Annotated in this window: 18 protein-coding genes; 8 read left to right on the forward strand and 10 right to left on the reverse strand. The window is 36.7% G+C overall.

Annotated elements, in window-relative coordinates; translation table 11 throughout:
• The first annotated feature begins 14 nt into the window (after positions 1-14).
• Positions 15-1,298 (forward strand): phosphoribosylamine--glycine ligase, encoded by a 1,284-nt coding sequence (gene purD / locus DYE19_RS02025; protein WP_115322436.1) that lies wholly within the window; start codon positions 15-17, stop codon positions 1,296-1,298.
• A 148-nt stretch (positions 1,299-1,446) separates the two neighbouring features.
• Entirely contained in the window at positions 1,447-2,709 is a 1,263-nt protein-coding gene (gene glyA, locus DYE19_RS02030; RefSeq protein WP_115322437.1) for a serine hydroxymethyltransferase, read from the forward strand.
• Positions 2,710-3,157: 448 nt separating this feature from the next.
• Here the strand turns inward: glyA and secF are convergent, their stop codons facing one another.
• From secF to DYE19_RS02075, 9 genes are all read right to left on the reverse strand, one after another.
• Positions 3,158-4,129, reverse strand: coding sequence for a protein translocase subunit SecF (secF, locus tag DYE19_RS02035; protein ID WP_115322438.1), 972 nt, complete (start codon positions 4,127-4,129; stop codon positions 3,158-3,160).
• A 10-nt stretch (positions 4,130-4,139) separates the two neighbouring features.
• Positions 4,140-5,990: a protein translocase subunit SecD gene (gene secD / locus DYE19_RS02040; protein ID WP_115322439.1), complete on the reverse strand. Its 1,851-nt coding sequence runs from the start codon at positions 5,988-5,990 to the stop codon at positions 4,140-4,142.
• Between the two features lie 24 nt (positions 5,991-6,014).
• Positions 6,015-6,311: a preprotein translocase subunit YajC gene (yajC, locus tag DYE19_RS02045; protein WP_115322440.1), complete on the reverse strand. Its 297-nt coding sequence runs from the start codon at positions 6,309-6,311 to the stop codon at positions 6,015-6,017.
• A gap of 101 nt (positions 6,312-6,412) precedes the next feature.
• Positions 6,413-6,634, reverse strand: coding sequence for a sulfurtransferase TusA family protein (locus DYE19_RS02050; RefSeq protein ID WP_115322441.1), 222 nt, complete (start codon positions 6,632-6,634; stop codon positions 6,413-6,415).
• Between the two features lie 17 nt (positions 6,635-6,651).
• Entirely contained in the window at positions 6,652-7,167 is a 516-nt protein-coding gene (locus DYE19_RS02055; protein WP_115322442.1) for a hemerythrin domain-containing protein, read from the reverse strand.
• Positions 7,160-8,311 (reverse strand): tRNA guanosine(34) transglycosylase Tgt, encoded by a 1,152-nt coding sequence (tgt, locus tag DYE19_RS02060; RefSeq protein ID WP_115322443.1) that lies wholly within the window; start codon positions 8,309-8,311, stop codon positions 7,160-7,162. Before tgt ends, DYE19_RS02055 begins: the two co-directional genes overlap by 8 nt.
• 387 nt (positions 8,312-8,698) lie before the next feature.
• Complete coding sequence (gene queA, locus DYE19_RS02065) at positions 8,699-9,790, reverse strand: tRNA preQ1(34) S-adenosylmethionine ribosyltransferase-isomerase QueA (RefSeq protein WP_049216349.1); 1,092 nt, start codon at positions 9,788-9,790, stop codon at positions 8,699-8,701.
• A 262-nt stretch (positions 9,791-10,052) separates the two neighbouring features.
• Positions 10,053-11,423 (reverse strand): prephenate-dependent tRNA uridine(34) hydroxylase TrhP, encoded by a 1,371-nt coding sequence (gene trhP / locus DYE19_RS02070; protein WP_115322444.1) that lies wholly within the window; start codon positions 11,421-11,423, stop codon positions 10,053-10,055.
• Between the two features lie 159 nt (positions 11,424-11,582).
• The gene (locus DYE19_RS02075; protein ID WP_115322445.1) at positions 11,583-13,715 is read right to left on the reverse strand and encodes a hypothetical protein; all 2,133 of its coding nucleotides are present in this window, start codon (positions 13,713-13,715) and stop codon (positions 11,583-11,585) included.
• 204 nt (positions 13,716-13,919) lie between these two features.
• On the opposite strand from DYE19_RS02075, the gene metF reads away from it, so the two are divergent.
• The 6 genes from metF to DYE19_RS02105 all read left to right on the forward strand — a co-directional run bounded on the left by metF (position 13,920) and on the right by DYE19_RS02105 (position 20,790).
• Positions 13,920-14,804, forward strand: coding sequence for a methylenetetrahydrofolate reductase (gene metF / locus DYE19_RS02080; RefSeq protein WP_115322446.1), 885 nt, complete (start codon positions 13,920-13,922; stop codon positions 14,802-14,804).
• A 357-nt stretch (positions 14,805-15,161) separates the two neighbouring features.
• Positions 15,162-16,676 carry an ABC transporter substrate-binding protein gene (locus tag DYE19_RS02085; protein ID WP_115322447.1) on the forward strand — a complete coding sequence of 505 codons (1,515 nt, stop codon included), beginning with the start codon at positions 15,162-15,164 and terminating at the stop codon, positions 16,674-16,676.
• 187 nt (positions 16,677-16,863) lie between these two features.
• Entirely contained in the window at positions 16,864-17,868 is a 1,005-nt protein-coding gene (locus tag DYE19_RS02090) for an ABC transporter permease subunit (protein WP_049216344.1), read from the forward strand.
• A gap of 18 nt (positions 17,869-17,886) precedes the next feature.
• Positions 17,887-18,780 (forward strand): ABC transporter permease subunit, encoded by an 894-nt coding sequence (locus tag DYE19_RS02095; RefSeq protein WP_115322448.1) that lies wholly within the window; start codon positions 17,887-17,889, stop codon positions 18,778-18,780.
• 10 nt (positions 18,781-18,790) lie between these two features.
• The gene (dppD, locus tag DYE19_RS02100; protein ID WP_049216342.1) at positions 18,791-19,786 is read left to right on the forward strand and encodes a dipeptide ABC transporter ATP-binding protein; all 996 of its coding nucleotides are present in this window, start codon (positions 18,791-18,793) and stop codon (positions 19,784-19,786) included.
• Between the two features lie 23 nt (positions 19,787-19,809).
• A complete protein-coding gene (locus tag DYE19_RS02105; RefSeq protein WP_115322449.1) occupies positions 19,810-20,790 on the forward strand; it encodes a peptide ABC transporter ATP-binding protein in 981 nt (326 codons plus the stop codon).
• A 68-nt stretch (positions 20,791-20,858) separates the two neighbouring features.
• Here the strand turns inward: DYE19_RS02105 and znuB are convergent, their stop codons facing one another.
• The gene (znuB, locus tag DYE19_RS02110) at positions 20,859-21,644 is read right to left on the reverse strand and encodes a zinc ABC transporter permease subunit ZnuB (RefSeq protein ID WP_115322450.1); all 786 of its coding nucleotides are present in this window, start codon (positions 21,642-21,644) and stop codon (positions 20,859-20,861) included.
• Positions 21,645-21,651 lie beyond the last annotated feature (7 nt).

Consider the following 21,651-nt stretch of genomic DNA (forward strand, 5'->3'; position numbering starts at 1 on the left):
ACAGGAAAATCATTATGAACATTCTCATCATCGGAAATGGCGGTCGGGAACATGCATTAGCTTGGAAAGTTGCGCAATCTCCATTAGCAGATAAAGTATTTGTTGCTCCAGGTAATGCTGGAACAGCATTAGAAGATAAAGTTGAAAACGTAGCAATTTCTGCGACCGATGTCGAAAAATTAGTAGCGTTTGCACAAGAAAATCAAATTGGTTTAACTATTGTTGGACCTGAAGCACCATTAGTAATTGGTGTTGTAGATGCATTTCGCGCAGCAGGTTTGAAAATTTTTGGACCAACTCAAGCCGCTGCACAATTAGAAGGTTCAAAAGCCTTTACTAAAGATTTTTTAGCGCGTCATAAAATTCCAACTGCAGAATATCAAAACTTTACTGAAGTTGAGCCTGCTTTGGCGTATTTACGTGAAAAAGGTGCACCAATCGTAGTTAAAGCAGATGGTTTAGCAGCAGGCAAAGGCGTGATTGTTGCGATGACTTTAGAAGAAGCAGAAATAGCAGTAAAAGATATGCTTTCAGGTAATGCCTTTGGTGAAGCTGGGAGCCGTGTAGTTATTGAAGAATTTTTAGATGGTGAAGAGGCGAGTTTCATCGTGATGGTGGACGGTAAAAACGTTGAGCCAATGGCAACCAGTCAAGACCATAAGCGTGTGGGTGAAAATGACACCGGTTTAAATACGGGCGGTATGGGGGCATATTCACCTGCACCTGTTGTAACTGCTGAAATTCATGATCGTATTATGCAAGAAGTGATTTATCCGACAGTAAATGGAATGTCTGCAGAAGGCAACGTGTATACAGGTTTTCTTTATGCAGGCTTGATGATTATGCCTAATGGTCAGCCAAAAGTGATTGAATTTAACTGCCGTTTCGGTGATCCTGAAACACAGCCAATTATGTTGCGTCTAGAGTCAGATTTAGTTGAGCTTTGCCTTGCTGCTTGCGAAGGTAAATTGGATAAGAAAAAATCACAGTGGTGTGAAAAGGCTTCACTTGGAATTGTTCTTGCTGCGGAAGGTTATCCCGGTGATTATCGCAAAGGTGACGAAATTACAGGCATCGAAAGTGCGGTCGAAAATCAAAAAGTTTTTTTAGCTGGTGTGGAAAATAAAGACGGTAAATTAGTTACCAATGGTGGCCGTGTCGTTTGTGTAACGGCATTAGGCGATAGTGTTTATGATGCACAACAACAAGCGCTGATGTTAGCCGAAAAAGTGAAATGGGCTGGTCGTTTCTATCGTCGTGATATTGGTTATCGCGCAGTTGCAAGAGAACAACAATAAAGCGCGGTATCTTTTTCATCGATTTGATAAGATGAAATTTTTTCATTAAAAAATGAAAAATTAACAACCAAATTTTAATTAAAAAATCCTGTGGAAACAGGTACACTAACTGAATTCACAATCATCTTTACTAAAAGAGGAAATCATAATGTTAAAAAGAAGTATGAACATCGCTGATTACGATCCGGTTTTATGGCAAGCTATTCAAGATGAAAATCGTCGTCAAGAAGAACATATCGAATTAATCGCATCTGAAAACTATGCAAGCCCACGTGTAATGGAAGCGCAAGGTTCTCAATTCACTAATAAATATGCAGAAGGTTACCCAGGCAAACGTTATTATGGTGGTTGTGAGTATGCGGATATTGTTGAGCAGTTAGCAATTGATCGTGCGAAAGAATTATTTGATGCAGATTATGTGAATGTACAACCTCACTCCGGTTCACAAGCAAACGCAGCTGTTTATGGCGCATTATTACAGCCACACGATACTATTCTAGGGATGAGTCTTGCACACGGTGGTCACTTAACGCACGGCGCATCAGTGAGCTTTTCTGGTAAAATCTATAACGCAGTTCAATATGGGATCACTGCAGATGGTTTAATTGATTATGAAGATGTTCGCCAAAAAGCATTAGAATGCAAACCTAAAATGATCGTAGCGGGTTTCTCTGCTTACTCTCAAGTGGTTGATTGGGCGAAAATGCGTGAAATCGCTGATGAAGTAGGTGCATACCTTTTCGTTGATATGGCACACGTTGCTGGTCTTATCGCAGCTGGTGTTTACCCAAGCCCGTTACCACACGCACATATCGTAACGACAACAACACACAAAACATTAGGTGGTCCACGTGGTGGTTTAATTCTTTCTTCAGCGAAAGATGAGGAGCTTTATAAAAAATTACAAAGTTCGGTATTCCCTGCTAATCAAGGTGGTCCATTAGTACATGTAATTGCGGCAAAAGCCGTATGCTTTAAAGAAGCACTTGAACCTGAATACAAAGTATACCAACAACAAGTTGTAAAAAATGCTAAAGCAATGGTAGAGGTGTTTAAACAACGTGGTTATAACGTTGTATCAAATGGGACTGAAAACCATTTATTTTTAGTTGATTTAGTTAGTCATGGCTTAACAGGTAAAGCTGCGGATGCTGCATTAGGGAGTGCGAATATCACTGTCAATAAAAATGCCGTGCCAAATGATCCACAAAAACCATTTGTGACATCAGGTATTCGTGTAGGAACACCTTCAATTACTCGTCGTGGTTTTAAAGAAACAGAATCTGCTGAATTAGCAAGTTGGATGTGTGATGTATTAGATGCGATGGGTAAAGAAAATGAAGCACAAGTGATTGCAGAAACAAAAGAAAAAGTATTAGCAATTTGTAAGCGCCTTCCTGTTTATGCTTAATCTAATACTTTAACTATTGACTATTTTACGGTGGCAAATGCCACCGTTTCTTTTTTTATGAAAAATAAATAACAGAATGCGATAAGAACTATTGAGGATTTATTTTGATTCTGTTATTTGACGAGTAGATTGATTAGAGATAGGGTTGATTAGCCAAGATTTTCAACATCAAATAGCATAACTGGTCTTTAAAAGTGCGGTCAGTTTTATGGGGACTTTGTTGATTATGTGAGTGATATTATCTTTTGATTTTAAAACATAAAAGTAAAATTTTACCTAAATGGACCGCACTTTAATTTGAAATATCGTCCCTTGTTTACTAGAGGATAATTTCATTTTGCTAGACCATAGACTTTTCGATGTAGTTGAATAGTATCATTCTTTGGGCTATATCATTCAAGAAAAAGGTAGAACAACTGTTCTACCTTTTATTACGTTAAAGAATGCTTTATGGCATATCATCTAGATCATCATTATCAATTTTTGGTGGTAGCATATGTTCACGTTTTAAACCCAAATCATAAGCTAACGCGATAGCGACAAAGATAGAAGAATAAGTACCAAAAGCAATCCCGATTAATAATGCGACAGAAAAACTATGGATACTTGGACCGCCAAATAAGATTAATGATACAACAACAATCACTGTTGTTACGGATGTCATTAACGTTCTCGATAAAGTTTGTGAAAGAGAAATATTGATAATATCAATAACGTCAGTACGTCTAATTTTACGCATATTCTCTCTTACACGGTCAAATACAACGATACTATCGTTTAATGAATAACCGACAACGGTTAAGATTGCTGCAACAAAAGTAAGATTCACCTCAATCTGTAATAACGAGAAAAAACCAAGTGTAACGATCACATCATGAGTTAATGAGGCAACAGCACCAACTGCTAAACGCCACTCAAATCGCATACCAATATAGACGAGTAGCATGAGTAACGTTGCTAAAGTAGCATAAATAGCCGATTGTGTTAATTCCTCACCTACATTGGGTCCAACAAATTCAATACTATGTACTATCACATTTTTATCCACTGCAACAGCAAGTATTTCTTTCACATTGTTACCAATATTGGCATCACTAATCGCAGCAGGTAAACGAATGATAATATCTCTTATACTGCCTGAGCTTTGCACAATAGCACCTTGAATACCATTTTGTTCCAAAGTAACGCGTACTTTATCAAGATCAGCAGGTTGTGAAAAGCTCATATCAATTACTGTTCCACCAGTAAAGTCTAATCCCCAATTAAAGCCTTTAGTCACAATAAAGAAGAGAGAGGCAGCCATAACTAATACAGAAACGAGATAACCCCATTTACGAAAGTCCATAAAGCGAATTAAACGATATGGTAGTTTGATATTTCCTACTTCAGAGGTTTCTTTTTTATTTGTAAATAAACTCACAGCATCCTCTCTAAATTGACAATTTGTTTACACGTTTGCCACCGTATAAGAAGTTTACGATAGCACGAGTGCCTATAATGGCAGTAAACATAGAAATACCTACTCCAAGCGCAAGTGTAATTGCAAAGCCTTTTACTGGACCTGAGCCTACTGCATAAAGAATAATAGAGGTTAGGATCGTGGTCAGGTTTGCATCAAAAATACTGGTGAATGCACCAGAATAACCTTCATGTATTGCCTGCTGGATTGGTCTACCATTACGAATTTCCTCTTTGATGCGTTCAAAAATAAGCACGTTAGCATCAATTGACATCCCTACGGAAAGAACAATACCCGCAATACCAGGCATAGAAAGGGTTGCTCCAGGTAATAATGACATTAAACCCACAACTAATACTATATTAGCGATAAGCGCTATATTAGCAATCAGCCCAAATTTGCGATAGTAAATTGTCATAAATACTATAACAGCAAGCAATCCCCAGAAACTTGCTTCTAATCCTTGGCGAACGTTTTCAGCACCAAGTGATGGACCGATGGTACGCTCTTCAACAATTTGAATAGGTGCAATTAAAGCACCAGAACGTAATAATACAGCAAGATTTAATGCTTCTGCAGGGCTATCAATACCTGTAATTTGGAACTGGCTACCAAAGCGTCCTTGAATCGTAGCAACATTAATGACTTCTTCATGTTTTTCTAAAATAGCTTTCCCATTTTCATCTTTTTTACCACTGTCTTTATATTCAACATATAAGGTTGCCATTGGTTTTTTGAGATTTAAACGCGTTGCTTGCGACATAATTTCGCCACCTTCACTGTCTAAAGTGACACTTACTTGTGGGCGTGAAGTTTGTTGATCAATTCCAGAACTAGCATTAGTTATATGTTCACCACCTAGCACTGCACGTTTATAAAGTACGACAGGGCGACCATGGCGATCAAGTTTTACTTCAGAATCATTTGGCACAAAACCACGTGTTGCTGAGTCAAGATTGACATTTTCATTAACCAAGCGGAATTCTAAAGTTGCAGTCGCCCCTAAAATTTCTTTTGCACGAGCAGTATCTTGCACCCCGGGTAATTCTACTACAATACGTTCAGCGCCTTGACGTTGAATAACTGCCTCAGATACCCCTAATTCAGATACACGCTTACGCAATATTGTTAAGTTTTGCTCAATTGCGCTTTCGCGGGATTCATTTAGTGCCGCCTCAGAGAGCTCAAGAGAAAGTGTATTTTCTGAAATCGCTTTAATATCTAAATTATGATGCTGTTTACGTAAGAAACGTTGTACTTCATCGGATTGTTCTGGTTTTAGTAATGTGATCAGAGTACTGAAATTATCACCAGATTTGATTGACGTATATTGATATTTTTCTTTACGTAATTGAGTGCGTAAGGCATCTTGTAATTGTTCTTGACGTTTAGTCAGAGCCGAATTCATATCAACTTCCATTAAGAAGCGTACACCACCACGTAAGTCCAGCCCCCATTTCATTGGGTAAGCACCTACAGATGTTAGCCATTTTGGCGTCGCAGGTGCAAGGTTAAGTGCGACAGAGTAACTATTGCCGAGCTTTTCAGATAATTTATCTTTAGCAAGGAGTTGAGCATCAGTATTGTGAAAACGTGCAAGGATAGAGCCGTTTTCTAGAATAATAGATTTTGTTTCTAAATTATTTTGATTTAATAAAGTTTGTACTTCACTAAATATTTGTGTGTTGGCTTCTTGTCCTCGTGTTCCTGAAATTTGAACAGCGGGATCTTCACCATAAAGATTTGGAAGAGAATATAAAACACCAATGGCGATCACAAGGATCACCATTAGGTTCTTCCAAAGAGGGTAACGATTTAACATAGTTTTCCCTTTAGGAATAAAAAATTAAGATTTTAATGAGCCTTTCGGTAACACTGCAACAACGTAGTTACGGTTGATTGTGACTTCAGTAGAGTCATTTAATGCAATGATGATGCTGTCACTATCAGGCGATACTTTGGTAATACGACCAATTAACCCGCCTGCGATTAATACTTCAGTACCTTTTGCTAATTCAGACATTAACTTTTTGTGTTCTTTATTACGTTTTGCTTGCGGACGATAGATCATAAAATAGAAAATCAATCCGAAGATTACGAAAATAAATAACATTGACATTGGACTACCTTGTTGAGCTTCCATTTGTTATTTCCCTTCTTAAAAGTAAAATTAAAACATAAATTTGACGAAAAAATCGCTTGCTAAAAATACCATAAAATCAGGTGAAGTGAAAGGAATTGCCATTATTTTTGGATGGTTAGTTGATAAGCGCAACGATTGATTTGTTTAATATTGAGAAATTGATAATTTTGTTGTTGGCACAGCAATTTAATCTCATCTATCGTACTTCGATTATTAAGTATAAGAGTGAGTGTTTCAGTTTGATTTAATTGTTTTAATGCTTTTTGACTCATTAACAGAGGTAAAGGGCAAGTAAATGGTGTCAAATCAAGAAAATAGTTCATGTTACTTGCCTTTTTATTTATTTTACACAACGACGTGCAAACATGACTTTGCCCATATTAGTTAATTCTTCAATAGATAAATACTGTTTACCTAATTCAAATAGGGGCTCTTCAATTGCAATATGTTGCTCATAGCTAGCAATAAATTTGTTTATCAGTTCAGCATCAATATCAGTACGTTGGTTCGCCAGTAATTCGCGCAGCTGTACTGATAATTTCTCCCAAGTTTGATGTAATAAGCTATGTTGAATAGCTAGTTTTGCAATTTCTGACCGCACTTGGGGTACCTTTTTTAATAGAGCAGGGAAAAAATCCTCCTCTTCATCTTGATGATGTAGTGGGGCAGATTGATTAAAATAAGTCAGAATTTGTTGAACATCATTTTTTACTGCTTGGTTACAACCGTATTCTGCCAAATAATTTGGTAATATACTCAACTGATGGCAAAAGTGCTTGACTTTGTTGTGGCAAGCATAAAGCATTTCAATCGGTTGTTCCCAACTAGCAAATTGTTGTGCTGACAGATTAAGCATTTTCAGTATCTAGCTGCATTGGTGGAACAGGTTTGCCAATTTTTGCGTAAAACTCATGTACAAAATCATCAAATCTATCTTGCTCAATTGCCTCACGAATTTGTGCCATTAAACGCTGATAATAACGCAAATTATGAATAGTATTTAATCTTGCACCAAGAATTTCATTACATTTATCTAAGTGGTATAAATAGGCTTTAGTGTAGTTTTTGCATGTATAACAGTCACATTCAGAATCTAGTGGAGTTGTATCATCGCGATATTTGGCATTACGTATTTTGACGATGCCATTACTGACAAATAAATGACCATTACGTGCATTACGAGTTGGCATAACGCAATCAAACATATCTATCCCACGACGTACGCCTTCGACTAGATCTTCAGGTTTCCCTACACCCATTAAATAACGAGGTTTGTTTGTCGGAATTTGCGGACAAACATATTCTAATATACGGTGCATATCTTCTTTAGGTTCACCAACAGCTAAGCCACCAACAGCATAACCATCAAAACCAATATCGATTAAGCCTTCTACAGACACTTTGCGTAATTCTTCATACACACCACCTTGGATAATACCAAACAGTGCATTTTTATTACCAAGTTCATCGAAGCGATCACGACTCCTTTTAGCCCAACGTAAGGACATTTCCATCGATTTCTTAGCATAATCAAATGTAGCTGGATAAGGCGTGCATTCATCGAAAATCATCACAATATCTGAACCAAGATCGTATTGAATTTCCATTGATTTTTCTGGAGATAAAAAAATACGTTCACCATTAATTGGATTTTGGAATTTCACTCCTTCTTCAGTAATTTTACGCAATTTACCTAAGCTGAAGACTTGGAAACCGCCAGAGTCAGTTAAAATAGGACGATACCATTGCATGAAGTCGTGTAAATCACCATGCTTACGCATAACGTCTTGACCTGGTCGTAGCCATAGATGGAAAGTGTTGCCTAATAAAATTTCTGCACCAGTAGCACGGACTTCTTCAGGGGTCATGCCTTTTACTGTACCATAAGTACCGACGGGCATGAAAGCTGGTGTTTCAACGGTAAATGTACCCTGTGGGCGTTCAAAAACAAGACGCCCACGTCTTGCATTGCCACTTGTTTTATCAAGTTCGTATTTCATTTTGTGTCCTTTCAACGAATAAACAGTTCGAAGTATTTTATGAACAAAAAAGCCTGTGTTAGTCAACAGGCTTTCTATTATTACCTTTTTCAATGTTCTGACTAGAATAAGTGAGAACAGAGACAGATTCTACAGTGATAGCCCATTAGTCGAGATAGAATAGGCTACATAAGTGGAGGCTTATTTCTATGACTAGAAAAAGGATAAAATTTGTTTAGTCACTATGACGCTTCTATATTCCTTATTTAAAGGTAACGCGAATATATAGTAGTTGATCTCAATAAGAAACCATTAGCATACAGCCTCATTTTTCATTGTATGTGCTCGGTTCTTATAAGTCAAATTTCCGAAGTACGCATTAGTCTTGGATTTGAATAGTAAAAATTATTAATCTAACCCCGTGACATTTGGATTTTTTGTAATAAACATCGCATCGCCATAACTAAAGAAGCGATAGCGATTTTCGACCGCGCTTTGATATGCTGTCATTGTATGTTTATATCCAGCAAACGCTGACACTAGCATAATTAATGTACTTTCAGGTAAATGAAAGTTAGTAATTAAACAGTCCACAATGCGAAATGGTTTACCTGGATACAGAAAAATAGAGGTATCCGAAAAATAAGGTTCAATTAACTGTTTACTGCCTTGTTCTTCAGCGTTTAAAGCAGCACTTTCTACTGAGCGAACCGAAGTTGTTCCGACAGCAATGACACGTTTACCTGCTTGTTTCGTTTCTAGAATTGCATGGCAAACGTCTTGTGGTACTTCGACATACTCTGCGTGCATTTTATGATCTTCAATTTGTTCTACACGTACAGGTTGGAAGGTTCCCGCACCAACATGTAGCGTGACAAATGCAAAATTTACACCTTTTGTTTTTAATTGTGCTAATAGTTCATCATCAAAGTGTAAACCTGCAGTCGGTGCAGCCACTGCACCAGGTACTTTGTTATAGACTGTTTGATAGCGCTCTTGATCTGCGTCTTCATCAGGACGATCGATGTAAGGAGGAAGAGGCATATGTCCAATTTGTTGTAATACATCTAAAAGTGTTGTTTGTTTTTCCACAATTTCGACTTCGAATAATGTATCATGGCGATCAAGCATGACCATTTTGATTCCGTTATTCTCACCTAATTTATCTTCGCCTAAAAAGAGCTCTGTACCTGCTTTAGGTGCCTTTGAGGAGCGAATATGAGCGAGAAAACGTGTATCTGTCAAAATACGTTCGACTAATACCTCGACTTTTCCACCACTTGCTTTTCGCCCAAACATACGGGCAGGGATGACTCGGGTATTGTTAAAGATAAGTAAGTCTCCTGGATTGATTTGCTCAATAATATCCGCAAAAGTATGATGCGAAAGTTCGCCATTTTCACCATTGAGTTGAAGTAAACGGCTAGACGTACGTTCAGTTTTAGGATAGCGAGCAATAAGCTCATCTGGTAAATTGAAATGGAAATCAGCAACACGCATAAAAATGTTATAACTGTTATGTAAAAAAGGTGGGCGTAAGTCTATTGCGAATTTTGCGATTGTACAAGGAAAAATCCCTTATTTCTGAGAAGAACCGCTTTTATTTGATTTCAAGGTAAAAAAAAGCCCTTTCAACACGAAAGGGCCAAAATATATTTGGAGTCATACTTTTTAGGGTATGTGATGCATTATATACACAAAAATAACAAATGCAACATTTTTTTAACAAAACATTAAATAATACTTTTTATTTTTTTAGCATTTAGACAGCGTGCGGTTGACGAGTATTAGTATTGACTAAATTACGCATCAGTAATGCATAATCTAATTGCACATCTTCTGGGACATCTAAAAATACAAAATGACCATCGCCTAATCCTGCTTCTATAGCTTCATCTTTACGATTAAGCATACGCTGAATTTTGAACACAACGTTTCCTTTTGGTGTCATCATTTCAACTTCATCACCAAGTAAGAACTTATTTTTTACAGCCACTTCCGCCATACCTTGTTGATTACGTTTGCCCGTAAACTCACCAACAAATTGTTGACGTTCTGAAATCGAGTAGCCATAGTCATAATTTTGGTATTCATCGTGCGTATGACGGCGTAAGAAACCTTCTGTATAGCCACGGTGAGCAAGTGATTCTAGCGTGTCCATTAAACCTTCATCAAATGGTTTGCCTGCCACTGCATCGTCAATTGCTTTACGATATACTTGTGCTGTTCTTGCACAATAATAGAAAGATTTAGTGCGTCCTTCTATTTTGAGTGAATGTACGCCAAGTGCGGTCAGTTTTTCTACATGTTGTACGGCACGTAGATCTTTAGAGTTCATGATATAAGTGCCATGCTCATCTTCAAATGCCGACATTTGTTCTTCTGGGCGCTGGCTTTCTGCAAGTAAAAATACTTTGCTAGTTGTATCACCCTCACCTAAAGTAGGGGCAACATTTTTAACTGGAATTTCTTCGCCTATATTGACGATATTTCCAATATCATCTTCTTTGCCTTCTGTAACACTATATTCCCAACGACAAGCATTAGTACAAGTACCTTGGTTTGGATCACGTTTATTGATATAGCCAGATAGTAGACAACGCCCTGAGTAAGCCATACATAATGCACCATGTACAAAAACTTCAATTTCCATATCGGGTACATGTTGGCGAATTTCAGCAATTTCATCCAGTGAAAGTTCCCGTGATAAAATTACTCGGGTTAACCCCATTTGTTTCCAGAATTTCACTGAAGCCCAGTTCACTGCGTTTGCTTGAACTGAAAGATGAATAGCAACATGTGGGAAGTGTTCACGTACTAACATAATTAAGCCAGGATCAGACATAATTAATGCATCAGGTCCCATAGCAATGACGGGTTCTAAATCGCGAATAAATGTTTTTAATTTTGAATTGTGTGGTGCGATGTTAACCACAACATAGAATTTTTTACCAAGTGAATGGGCTTCATCAATGCCAATTTTTAAATTAGCATGGTTAAATTCATTATTACGTACACGCAAGCTATAGCGTGGTTGTCCAGCATAGACAGCATCTGCACCATAGGCAAAAGCATAACGCATATTTTTTAATGAGCCTGCTGGAGAGAGCAGCTCAGGAGTGAAAGTTGTCATAGTGTTTCCGTTAGTCTGAGTTCAAGTCAGGTATTCACTGTCGTGAATAATTAAAGGGCAATATTGTATGGGGATTTTAGACTTTGTAAAGTAGAAAGCATTCGTCTAAATAAAAAGTGCGGTCTATTTTAACACTTTTTTAAAATAGACCGCTTTTGATTAAGGATTTGTAGGTTGGTTCTCTTGTTCAACTGTTGATGGTAATTCAGAAACAGGTTGTTCAAGAGAAGAGGATTCATCAATCGTTTCTGATTTTGTTGGTGAATTGAGCTTGTCCATTACTTCGTCAAATGGTTGACCATTAATAGTTTTCACATGATTTTGTTGTACATAATGGATGACGTAATTGTCATCTTGCTCGATAAAATAAGGGGCTAATTGCTCATTTGGTTTCACATAAGTACGTAGCATATCCCAAATATTGTGCTCTTGATTATCATTTGCTTGAATATCTTTAATTAGTCCTTTTGCAAGAGTTAATTTGATATCCATATTGGCGTACATGACACTAGATAACATATTGATTATATTCAAATACATCATGTTATTTTCAGAAGGTATAAGCTCAACAGTTAAATTAGCACTGATAGGATACGCTTGGCTATTAGGGAGAGTATCTAAAAAAGCCTTCAATTCTGCATTTTTAATTGTAGGTGTTGTTTCATTTGCAAAACTTTTTTGCCATTTTTGGTAGGTTTTTTCTGAAAGATAGAATGCACATAACATTCGATAACTATTGTCATAGCATAGATCTAATGGTGAAGCAGTTTTGCGTGGCGCTAGACGAAATGGGATTTGGTAGTTTAAATCATTAACTTGTAATTTAATATCATCATAGACAAATTTTCCAAGAGAAAGCGTTGAGGTATAGCCATATTTCTCTTGTTGTTGATCCTCTGTATGGGCCATCTTGAGTTTGTTTAATGCTAATTTTTTTGCTGATTGAGTATCAGCATAGCTTAATTCATCTATACTGAGTGTGAATTCATTTTTTTCATTAAATGTGGCTAAGTTGTGTTTCAATGTTTCAATGAAAGCTGGATCATCTTTCTCTGGGAAAGTCTTCATTGTTGATCCATTTTTTAATAGGTCTGTATAGAATCGAAGTAAACTCAAGCGATTGTCTAAGTTTATTTGAGCAAGTTTGTGTGTTGCAGATAAGCCTTTTAGGATTAATGTTTCTTTGTTATCTTTATGTCCTTCTCCATCTAAAGTGATTTGTTTTGCATTGAGTACTAAGTCTGTGTTGATATTTTGACGATCTTGATTATTAGCCTCGAAAGACAAAGAAAAATCGTTTAGTTTTAAAAACCTATTTTGATAGGGATTTTCCAGTAAGTTTAATTCCTTCATTGCTATTTTTGCTTCTGCGGAATCGTTATTAAATAGCGTATCAGCAATCAACTGAATAACTTCAGGAAAGGTTTTATTTTCTTCTAGGATACTGCTAAATTCACGGTAGAAACTTAAACTATTAGGGATTTTTGTGTGCTTAGATGAGAACACAAATTCATTTATAGCAGTTTGATCTTTTTCTGAGATTTTATTTTTGTTTGAGATATTAACTTTTTTGCTATTAAACTCTGTAGTCAAATCATAGTACTGTTCGTTTAAAGATTTGTTGAGTGAATAACGCATTTGTTCTAATTTGATATTCGTATTTTCACCATTTAATAAGTAAATATCAGCATTTTTTACGTTTAATTCTAATTCAGCCAAATCATAGTGATGATCCCCAATTGGGATCAGTACATATTGCCCAGTCACTCCATCAAATTTTGTCTTTGCATCATAATTAAAGCCAGAGAGTTGGCTTTGGATTTCCATAGACTTTGTTTTTGCCGCGTAGTTAATATCAATTTGTAGATCCTGTGGTTTGTTAGCAAGATCTCTAAATTGTGTCACAATATTAGATTGTAGGTAGTCGCCGACGACAGAGAATTTACTATTAATACTATTTTTATCAATAGTGATATTTAATTTTTTATTTAATTCGCTGATAAGAGGTTGAGGAATATGTGATTCTGCAATAATCGTAAAAGGGAGTGCAGTCAATTTTGTTGAAATAATGTTTGTTTTATGCTGTTTATCATCTTCAAGACTAAAAACTAATTCACGTTGGAAAAAATTAGCTTGTTTTTCAGTAACATGTAAGGTTAGTTGATCTTTAAGATGATAAGGAAAACTTTGCAAACTAAGATTAATTTTATGATTAGTGTAATACTGTGCTGCTATACCTAAAGCAAGTGTAATGCCTGATAAAATAAGCGTGATTTTTGCTTTTCTATTCATTATTTCCCCACTCCGTCTATTTTGACGTAATTGACATAGTATAAAGTATAACGAATTCATATTCTGAGTACAAATTCCTGTGTTTGGCTAGATCATGAATTCAATTCATTTATAGAATGAATTTTTTAAGGATTGACATAATAGATTTTTCTCTTTAATTTAGCCATATAGACATCTAAAAATGATTTTATTCTGAGGTGAACGATGAGTTATGCAAAAGAGATTGATACACTTAATCAACATATTGCCGATTTAGACGGCAAGATCAATGTATCCTTTGAATTTTTTCCACCTAAAAATGAAAAAATGGAAACGATTTTATGGGAGTCCATCCATCGTTTAAAAGTACTTAAACCTAAATTTGTCTCTGTGACTTATGGTGCCAATTCAGGTGAGCGCGATCGTACGCATTCCGTTGTGAAGAACATTAAACAATTAACAGGATTAGAAGCTGCACCACATTTGACTGGTATTGATGCTACACCACAAGAATTAATTAATATTGCCAAAGACTATTGGAGTAGTGGTATTCGTCGTATTGTTGCATTACGTGGTGATGAGCCAGCAGGCTACGCGAAAAAAACGTTTTATGCAGCAGATTTAGTCACATTATTACGTTCTGTCGCTGATTTTGAGATTTCAGTGGCAGCTTATCCCGAAGTCCATCCAGAAGCAAAATCTGCTCAAGCAGATTTAATCAATTTAAAACGTAAGATTGATGCAGGGGCGAATCATGTCATCACTCAATTTTTCTTTGATATTGATAGTTATTTACGTTTTCGTGATCGTTGTGCTTCCATTGGTATTGATGCTGAAATTGTGCCAGGTATTTTGCCAGTCACTAATTTTAAACAGCTAATGAAAATGGCTACGATTACTAATGTCAAAATTCCAACTTGGTTAGCCAAAAAATATGAAGGGCTGGATGATGATCAAACTACGCGTAATTTAGTTGCTGCTAGTGTCGCCATGGATATGGTACGAGTCCTTTCTCGTGAAGGTGTTAAAGACTTTCACTTTTATACGTTAAACCGTAGTGAACTGACTTATGCAATTTGTCATACACTCGGTGTACGCCCAATAGAATAAGGCTAGATGAGTGACCTGTTTTAGTAAAATTTAGTACTTAAAACTAAAAATGGGAATTAAAAAGATAATAGGTGGATTTTATACTGAGTTTTTTTAATAAATTAGAAGAAAGTTCGGCTTTCTCTTTCTTTTGTAGAGCTGTTTAATATATATATAGCCATATTTAGTGATAAATAATGTGTTTTATCTAAAAATATGGCTCTTTTTTTCGAAAAAAATTAATAAAAAATGATATTTTTTCACATTTTATTTACATTAGGGATTGCTATTTGGTCTAAAAATTGCCATATTCGTAGATGCTTATGCAAACAAAAGGTACATCTTTTGTACTAAATCGACAACATCTTGGAGTGAACAATGAAAAAATTAACAAAACTCTCTCTTATCGCATTGGCGATGACTTCGACTGCCGCTTTCGCAGCGGGTCCGAAAACATTTGTGTACTGTTCTGAGGCATCCCCTTCTTATTTAAGCCCAGTACTAGGTACGGATGGTGCGACTATTGATGCTTCTGGTCAGGCAATGTTTAATGGTTTAACGACTTTTGAGCGTGGTACGACGAATGTAATTCCTGCACTAGCAGAAAAATGGGACGTTGCAGAAGATGGTAAAACTTACGTGTTTCATTTACGTAAGGGCGTGAAGTTCCATAGTAATAAAGCCTTTAAACCAACCCGTGATTTTAACGCTGATGATGTTGTTTTCTCCTTCAATCGTCAATTAGATCCAAACCACCCTTATCACAAAGTATCTGGTGGTAATTATGAATATTTTATCGGTATGGATATGCAAAATATCATTGATAAAGTAGAAAAAGTGGATGACTACACTGTAAAAATTAGTTTGAAAGTTCCTAATGCACCATTTTTAGCAAATTTGGCGATGGATTTTGCTTCAATTTATTCTGCAGAATATGCAGATGCGATGGCAAAAGCAAAAACACCTGAAAAATTAGATAGTGTACCAATTGGTACAGGTCCATTTGAATTTGTTTCTTATCAAAAAGATTCTTCTGTACGTTATGCTAAGTTACAGAAAGGAGAATGTCATGCAGCACCATATCCAAATCCAGCAGATATTGCAAAATTAAAAGCAGATCCAAACATTAATTTATTAACTAAGCCTGGTTTGAATGTAGGTTATTTAAACTTTAATGTAAAAAAAGCACCATTTGATAATGTCAAAGTACGTCAAGCATTAAATTATGCTGTAAATAAAGAAGCGATTATTGAGTCTGTTTATCAAGGCGCTGGACAAGTTGCCAAAAACCCGATCCCGCCAACAATGTGGTCTTACAATGATGATGTAAAAGATTACGAATATAATCCTGAGAAAGCAAAGGCACTATTAAAAGAAGCGGGCTTTGAAAATGGGTTTGAAACGGATTTATGGGCAATGCCTGTATCTCGTCCATATAATCCAAATGCACGTCGTATGGCTGAATTAGTTCAAGCAGATTGGGAAAAAGTAGGCGTAAAAACAAAAATTGTTAGTTATGAATGGGGTGAATATCTCAAACGTATGCGCGCGGGCGATCACCAAACTGGTATGATGGGCTGGACTGGTGATAATGGTGATCCTGACAACTTCTTAAATACGTTATTAAGTTGTGCAGCAGTTGAGTCTGGTTCTAATTATGCAAAATTCTGTCATCCAGAATTTAATGATCTTGTGACAAAAGCGGCGCAAGTGACTGATCCAGCAGAACGTACAGCGATTTATAAACAGGCACAAGTTGTCTTTAAAGAACAAGCACCATGGATTACAATTGCTCACTCAACTACGTATTTCCCTGTACGTAAAGAGGCCACAGGCTATGTAATCGATCCATTTGGCTTACATAATTTCTATCATGTTGATTTAGAAAAGTAAGTTGTTAGCTTAAGTGCGGTCAAATTTTTATGAATTTGGCAATAAGGGATAGCATGAGTCATATAAGCTTGTGCTATCCTAATTAAGTTATCATTTATTCTACTTTCAGTTTGACCAGTTATAATTTTCCTCTTTATTTATAGGGGAGCAAGGGATTCAACACTATAAATAATATAGAGAGTCTTCGATGTTTCAATTTATTTTTAAACGCCTTTTAATGGTTATTCCTACGTTTATTGCAATAACCTTGATTACTTTTGCGTTAGTTCATATGATTCCAGGCGACCCAATCGAAATTCGTATGGGAGAGCGTGGTTTGACCCCAGAAGTGCATGCTGAAATGATGCAAAAGCTGGGATTGGATAGGCCTTTACCTGAACAGTATTTCAGCTATGTTAAAGGTGTATTACAAGGCGATTTAGGCACTTCATTTCGTAACAATGAACCTGTACTCAAAGAATTTTTTACACTCTTTCCTGCCACCGTCGAATTAGCTTTTTTTGCTTTGTTATGGTCGTTAATTTTAGGTGTTTTTTTAGGGGTAATCGCAGCTGTTAAAAAAGATTCCTGGATATCACATACAGTAACCACACTTTCTCTCACAGGTTATTCAATGCCAATTTTTTGGTGGGGATTAATTTTAATTCTGTATTTTTCGACTCCATTAGGATTGCCTGCGTCAGGGCGTTTACCTGCAGAGTATTGGATTGAAGCTGAAACAGGTTTCATGTTGATCGATACTTGGAACTCAGATGAACCAGGCGCATTTTTAGCCGCCATTAAGTCATTGATCTTACCTTCAGTTGTGCTTGGTACGATTCCTTTAGCTGTTATCACTCGTATGACACGATCTTCTATGTTAGAAGTGCTTGGTGAAGATTATATTCGTACAGCAAAAGCCAAGGGCTTGAACACAACACGTATTGTCGTAATTCATGCTTTACGGAATGCGTTAATTCCTGTTGTTACAGTTGTAGGGCTCATTGTTGGGCAATTATTATCTGGAGCAGTGTTAACTGAAAATATTTTTTCTTGGCCAGGGATAGGAAAATGGATTATTGATGCGATTAATTCTCGAGATTATCCTGTATTACAAGGTTCTGTATTGATTATTGCTACATTAATTATTTTAGTGAATTTAACGGTTGATGTAATTTATGGCATTGTGAATCCGCGTATTCGCCATACTTAATTTTGATTGGAGTGAAACATGTCAAGTGTGACCACACTGAGTTCACCTGCACCGAAAACACCATTACAAGAATTTTGGTTTTATTTTAAACAAAACCATGGTGCGGTGATTGGATTAACTTTTATTACGATTGTTTTAATTGTTTGTATTTTTGCAGGGCTGATAGCCCCTTTCGATCCTATTGCACAAGACCGAAGTGCTTTATTACTTCCTCCCTCATGGGTTGAAGGCGGAAATAGTGCCTATTTATTAGGGACTGATGATATTGGACGTGATATTTTATCGCGTATTATCTACGGTGCTCGCCTTTCTGTATTTATTGGTTTAACTATTGTTTTATTATCTTGTTTTTTTGGCGTGATTTTGGGTTTACTCGCAGGTTATTATGGCGGTTTAATTGATACAATCATTATGCGCTTTGTGGATATTATGTTAGCTATTCCGAGTTTATTATTGACCATCGGTGTAGTAACAATTCTTGGACCCTCTTTAACTAATGCTGCAATTGCAATTGCGGTTGTTTCCATTCCAAGTTATGTCCGTTTAACCCGAGCCTCAGTTTTAAGTGAGAAAAATCGTGATTATGTCATAGCGTCTCGCGTTGCGGGTGCTAGTGTATTCCGTCTAATGTTCATTGTTATTTTACCTAACTGTTTAGCGCCATTAATTGTACAAATGACAATGGGGATTTCTAATGCTATTCTTGAGCTTGCAGCATTAGGTTTCTTGGGGATTGGGGCGCAACCACCCACACCAGAGTTAGGTACTATGTTGGCGGAATCTCGAGGCTTTATGCAAACTGCGCATTGGCTAGTTACAATTCCTGGTTTGGCCATTCTTTCTCTCGTGCTTGCTTTCAATTTAATGGGTGATGGTTTACGAGATGCGTTAGATCCAAAATTAAAACAATAAGAGGAAAAGCATGGCGTTATTAAATGTAGAAAATTTATCTGTTCATTTCGGTGATGAAAAAGCACCATTTAAAGCAGTTGATCGCATTAATTACACTATAAATGAAGGTGAAGTATTAGGTATCGTCGGAGAGTCAGGTTCAGGAAAATCAGTGAGTTCATTAGCGATTATGGGCTTAATTGATTACCCTGGTCGTGTGTATGCTGACAAGTTGGAATTTAATCAAAGTGATTTGTTGACACTGAATGCTAAGCAAAAACAAAAAATTGTAGGTGCAGATGTGTCGATGATTTTCCAAGATGCGATGACTAGCTTAAATCCGAGTTATACGGTTGGTTATCAAATCATGGAAGCGTTGAAAGTACATCAAGGTGGAAGTAAAGCATGGCGACGAGAGCGAACAATCGAATTATTAACATTGGTAGGCATTCCAGATCCTACTTCTCGTTTAGATGTTTATCCACATCAACTCTCTGGTGGTATGAGTCAGCGTGTGATGATCGCAATGGCGATTGCTTGTAATCCAAAACTATTAATTGCAGATGAGCCTACAACAGCACTTGATGTGACGATTCAAGCGCAAATTATTGATTTGTTACTTGAACTACAACGTAAAAAGAATATGGCATTAATCTTGATCACGCATGATCTCGCTTTAGTAGCAGAAGCTGCACACCGTATTATTGTGATGTACGCAGGGCAAGTTGTAGAGGAGGGGAAAGCTGAAGAGATATTCAAAGCACCACTACACCCTTATACTCAAGCATTGTTACGTGCGCTTCCTGAATTTGCAGAAGGAAAATCGCGTTTACAGTCTTTACCTGGTGTTGTACCTGGTAAATATGATCGTCCAACAGGTTGTTTACTAAATCCACGTTGTCCATATGCAACGGAATTATGTCGTCAGCAAGAACCTGAAACACAGATTGTAAATGGTCATCGAGTAAAATGTCATACCCCATTAAATGCGCAGGGGAGACCGACTACAGCCGCACTTGCTGTGTGATAACAATAATAAAAGAGAGCAATATGCAACAAAATCAATTAGATGCTCCACTTTTGGATGCTATAAATCTTAAAAAATATTACCCAGTTAAAAAAGGGATGTTCAGTAAGCCGAGATTAGTTAAAGCGGTGGATGGAGTTTCTTTTACACTCGAACGTGGTAAAACTCTTGCAATTGTTGGAGAATCAGGTTGTGGGAAATCGACACTTGGTCGAATGTTAACAATGATTGAGGAGCCAACTTATGGTGAGTTATTTTATCAAGGACAAAATTTTTTGGTTAATGATGCAGTAACGCAAAAATTACGCCGCAAAAAAATTCAAATTGTTTTCCAAAATCCCTATGCGTCTTTAAACCCACGTAAAAAAATAGGAGCAATTTTAGAGGAGCCTTTATTAATTAATACTGATTTATCCGCTCATCAACGTAAACAACAAGTATTGGAAATGATGGCTAAAGTGGGTTTAAAACCTGAGTTTTATGATCGTTATCCACATATGTTTTCAGGTGGTCAGCGTCAACGTATCGCAATTGCTCGTGGTTTAATGTTACATCCAGATATTGTGGTCGCAGATGAGCCTGTTTCAGCTCTTGATGTTTCGGTACGTGCTCAAGTACTCAATTTGATGATGGATTTACAAGAAGAAATGGGACTATCCTATGTCTTTATTTCTCATGATCTTTCTGTTGTGGAACATATTGCTGATGAAGTTATGGTGATGTATTTAGGACGATGTGTTGAGCAAGGTGAAACTAAGAAAATTTTTAGTAACCCGCGTCATCCTTATACACAGGCATTATTATCTGCAACACCTCGATTAGAAGCTGAACACCGTAGAGAACGCATCAAGTTGACTGGTGAATTACCAAGTCCATTGAGCCCGCCTAAAGGCTGCGCCTTTCATGCTCGTTGTCGATTTGCAACTGCACAATGCGCAATTGAAAAGCCTGCATTAAAAACCTATGCCGATGGAACAAAAATTGCCTGCTTTATCGTCGATTAATTAGAAAAAAGCGAATATTGTATTCGCTTTTTTTACTTTTTCAAACTTCTCTGAAATCAGCCGCACTTTTAAGTACTTTCTTTCTTAAACAAAGAAAGTAAAAATAATAAACTGGCACTAATCACTACAGAAGGTCCAGCAGCAGTATCATAGAAGGCTGAAAGTAATAAACCTAAACTAATAGCAACCATGCTGATAAAAATAGCAATAATCACCATACTTTCTGGTGTTTTAGCAAATCGACGTGCTGTTGCAGAAGGAATAATAAGTAAGGATGTAATAATTAATGCACCAACAAATTTCATACTAAGGGCAATAGTTAATGCAGTGAGAATCATTAAAATGAAGCGCATTTTTTGTACATTAATACCTTCTACTTGTGCGAGTTCTGGACTAACAGTTGTTGAGAGTAAAGGTTGCCAAAAATACAGTAAAGTGACTAATACGATAATGACACCTAATCCGATAAAGAGCAGATCATCGTAATTCATTGCCAGTAGATCTCCAAATAAATATGCCATTAAATCCACGCGTACATTTTGTAATAAACCGACAGTGACTACACCGAGTGACAAACAACTGTGTGCAATAATGCCAAGTAAAGTATCTACAGAAAATTGCGTTTTACCTTCTAACCATACCATACTGACAGCGAGAATCAGCGTTAAAATAACAATAGATACATAAGGGTTAATATCGAGGAAAATACTAAGTGCAACACCAAGTAAGGCAGAATGTGCTAAGGTATCGCCGAAGTATGCCATTTTGCGCCATACAACAAAAGCACCAAGTGGTGCGGTAATCAGTGATAGTAAAATACCCGTTAACCAAGCTGGGAAAACAATTTCAAACATAATTTAT

This window comes from Pasteurella canis (assembly GCF_900454865.1).
Lineage (GTDB): Bacteria > Pseudomonadota > Gammaproteobacteria > Enterobacterales > Pasteurellaceae > Pasteurella > Pasteurella canis.

What these genes read in the sequence shown, in the direction of transcription:
- DYE19_RS02050 (WP_115322441.1), bottom strand. Translation starts at nt 6,634, where the DNA reads ATGAACTATTTTCTTGATTTGACACCATTTACTTGCCCTTTACCTCTG.
- trhP (WP_115322444.1), bottom strand. Translation starts at nt 11,423, where the DNA reads ATGACAACTTTCACTCCTGAGCTGCTCTCTCCAGCAGGCTCATTAAAA.
- DYE19_RS02090 (WP_049216344.1), top strand. Translation starts at nt 16,864, where the DNA reads ATGTTTCAATTTATTTTTAAACGCCTTTTAATGGTTATTCCTACGTTT.
- yajC (WP_115322440.1), bottom strand. Translation starts at nt 6,311, where the DNA reads ATGGAAGCTCAACAAGGTAGTCCAATGTCAATGTTATTTATTTTCGTA.
- glyA (WP_115322437.1), top strand. Translation starts at nt 1,447, where the DNA reads ATGTTAAAAAGAAGTATGAACATCGCTGATTACGATCCGGTTTTATGG.
- queA (WP_049216349.1), bottom strand. Translation starts at nt 9,790, where the DNA reads ATGCGTGTTGCTGATTTCCATTTCAATTTACCAGATGAGCTTATTGCT.
- DYE19_RS02075 (WP_115322445.1), bottom strand. Translation starts at nt 13,715, where the DNA reads ATGAATAGAAAAGCAAAAATCACGCTTATTTTATCAGGCATTACACTT.
- DYE19_RS02095 (WP_115322448.1), top strand. Translation starts at nt 17,887, where the DNA reads ATGTCAAGTGTGACCACACTGAGTTCACCTGCACCGAAAACACCATTA.
- metF (WP_115322446.1), top strand. Translation starts at nt 13,920, where the DNA reads ATGAGTTATGCAAAAGAGATTGATACACTTAATCAACATATTGCCGAT.
- dppD (WP_049216342.1), top strand. Translation starts at nt 18,791, where the DNA reads ATGGCGTTATTAAATGTAGAAAATTTATCTGTTCATTTCGGTGATGAA.
- DYE19_RS02085 (WP_115322447.1), top strand. Translation starts at nt 15,162, where the DNA reads ATGAAAAAATTAACAAAACTCTCTCTTATCGCATTGGCGATGACTTCG.
- DYE19_RS02105 (WP_115322449.1), top strand. Translation starts at nt 19,810, where the DNA reads ATGCAACAAAATCAATTAGATGCTCCACTTTTGGATGCTATAAATCTT.
- znuB (WP_115322450.1), bottom strand. Translation starts at nt 21,644, where the DNA reads ATGTTTGAAATTGTTTTCCCAGCTTGGTTAACGGGTATTTTACTATCA.
- DYE19_RS02055 (WP_115322442.1), bottom strand. Translation starts at nt 7,167, where the DNA reads ATGCTTAATCTGTCAGCACAACAATTTGCTAGTTGGGAACAACCGATT.
- tgt (WP_115322443.1), bottom strand. Translation starts at nt 8,311, where the DNA reads ATGAAATACGAACTTGATAAAACAAGTGGCAATGCAAGACGTGGGCGT.
- secD (WP_115322439.1), bottom strand. Translation starts at nt 5,990, where the DNA reads ATGTTAAATCGTTACCCTCTTTGGAAGAACCTAATGGTGATCCTTGTG.
- purD (WP_115322436.1), top strand. Translation starts at nt 15, where the DNA reads ATGAACATTCTCATCATCGGAAATGGCGGTCGGGAACATGCATTAGCT.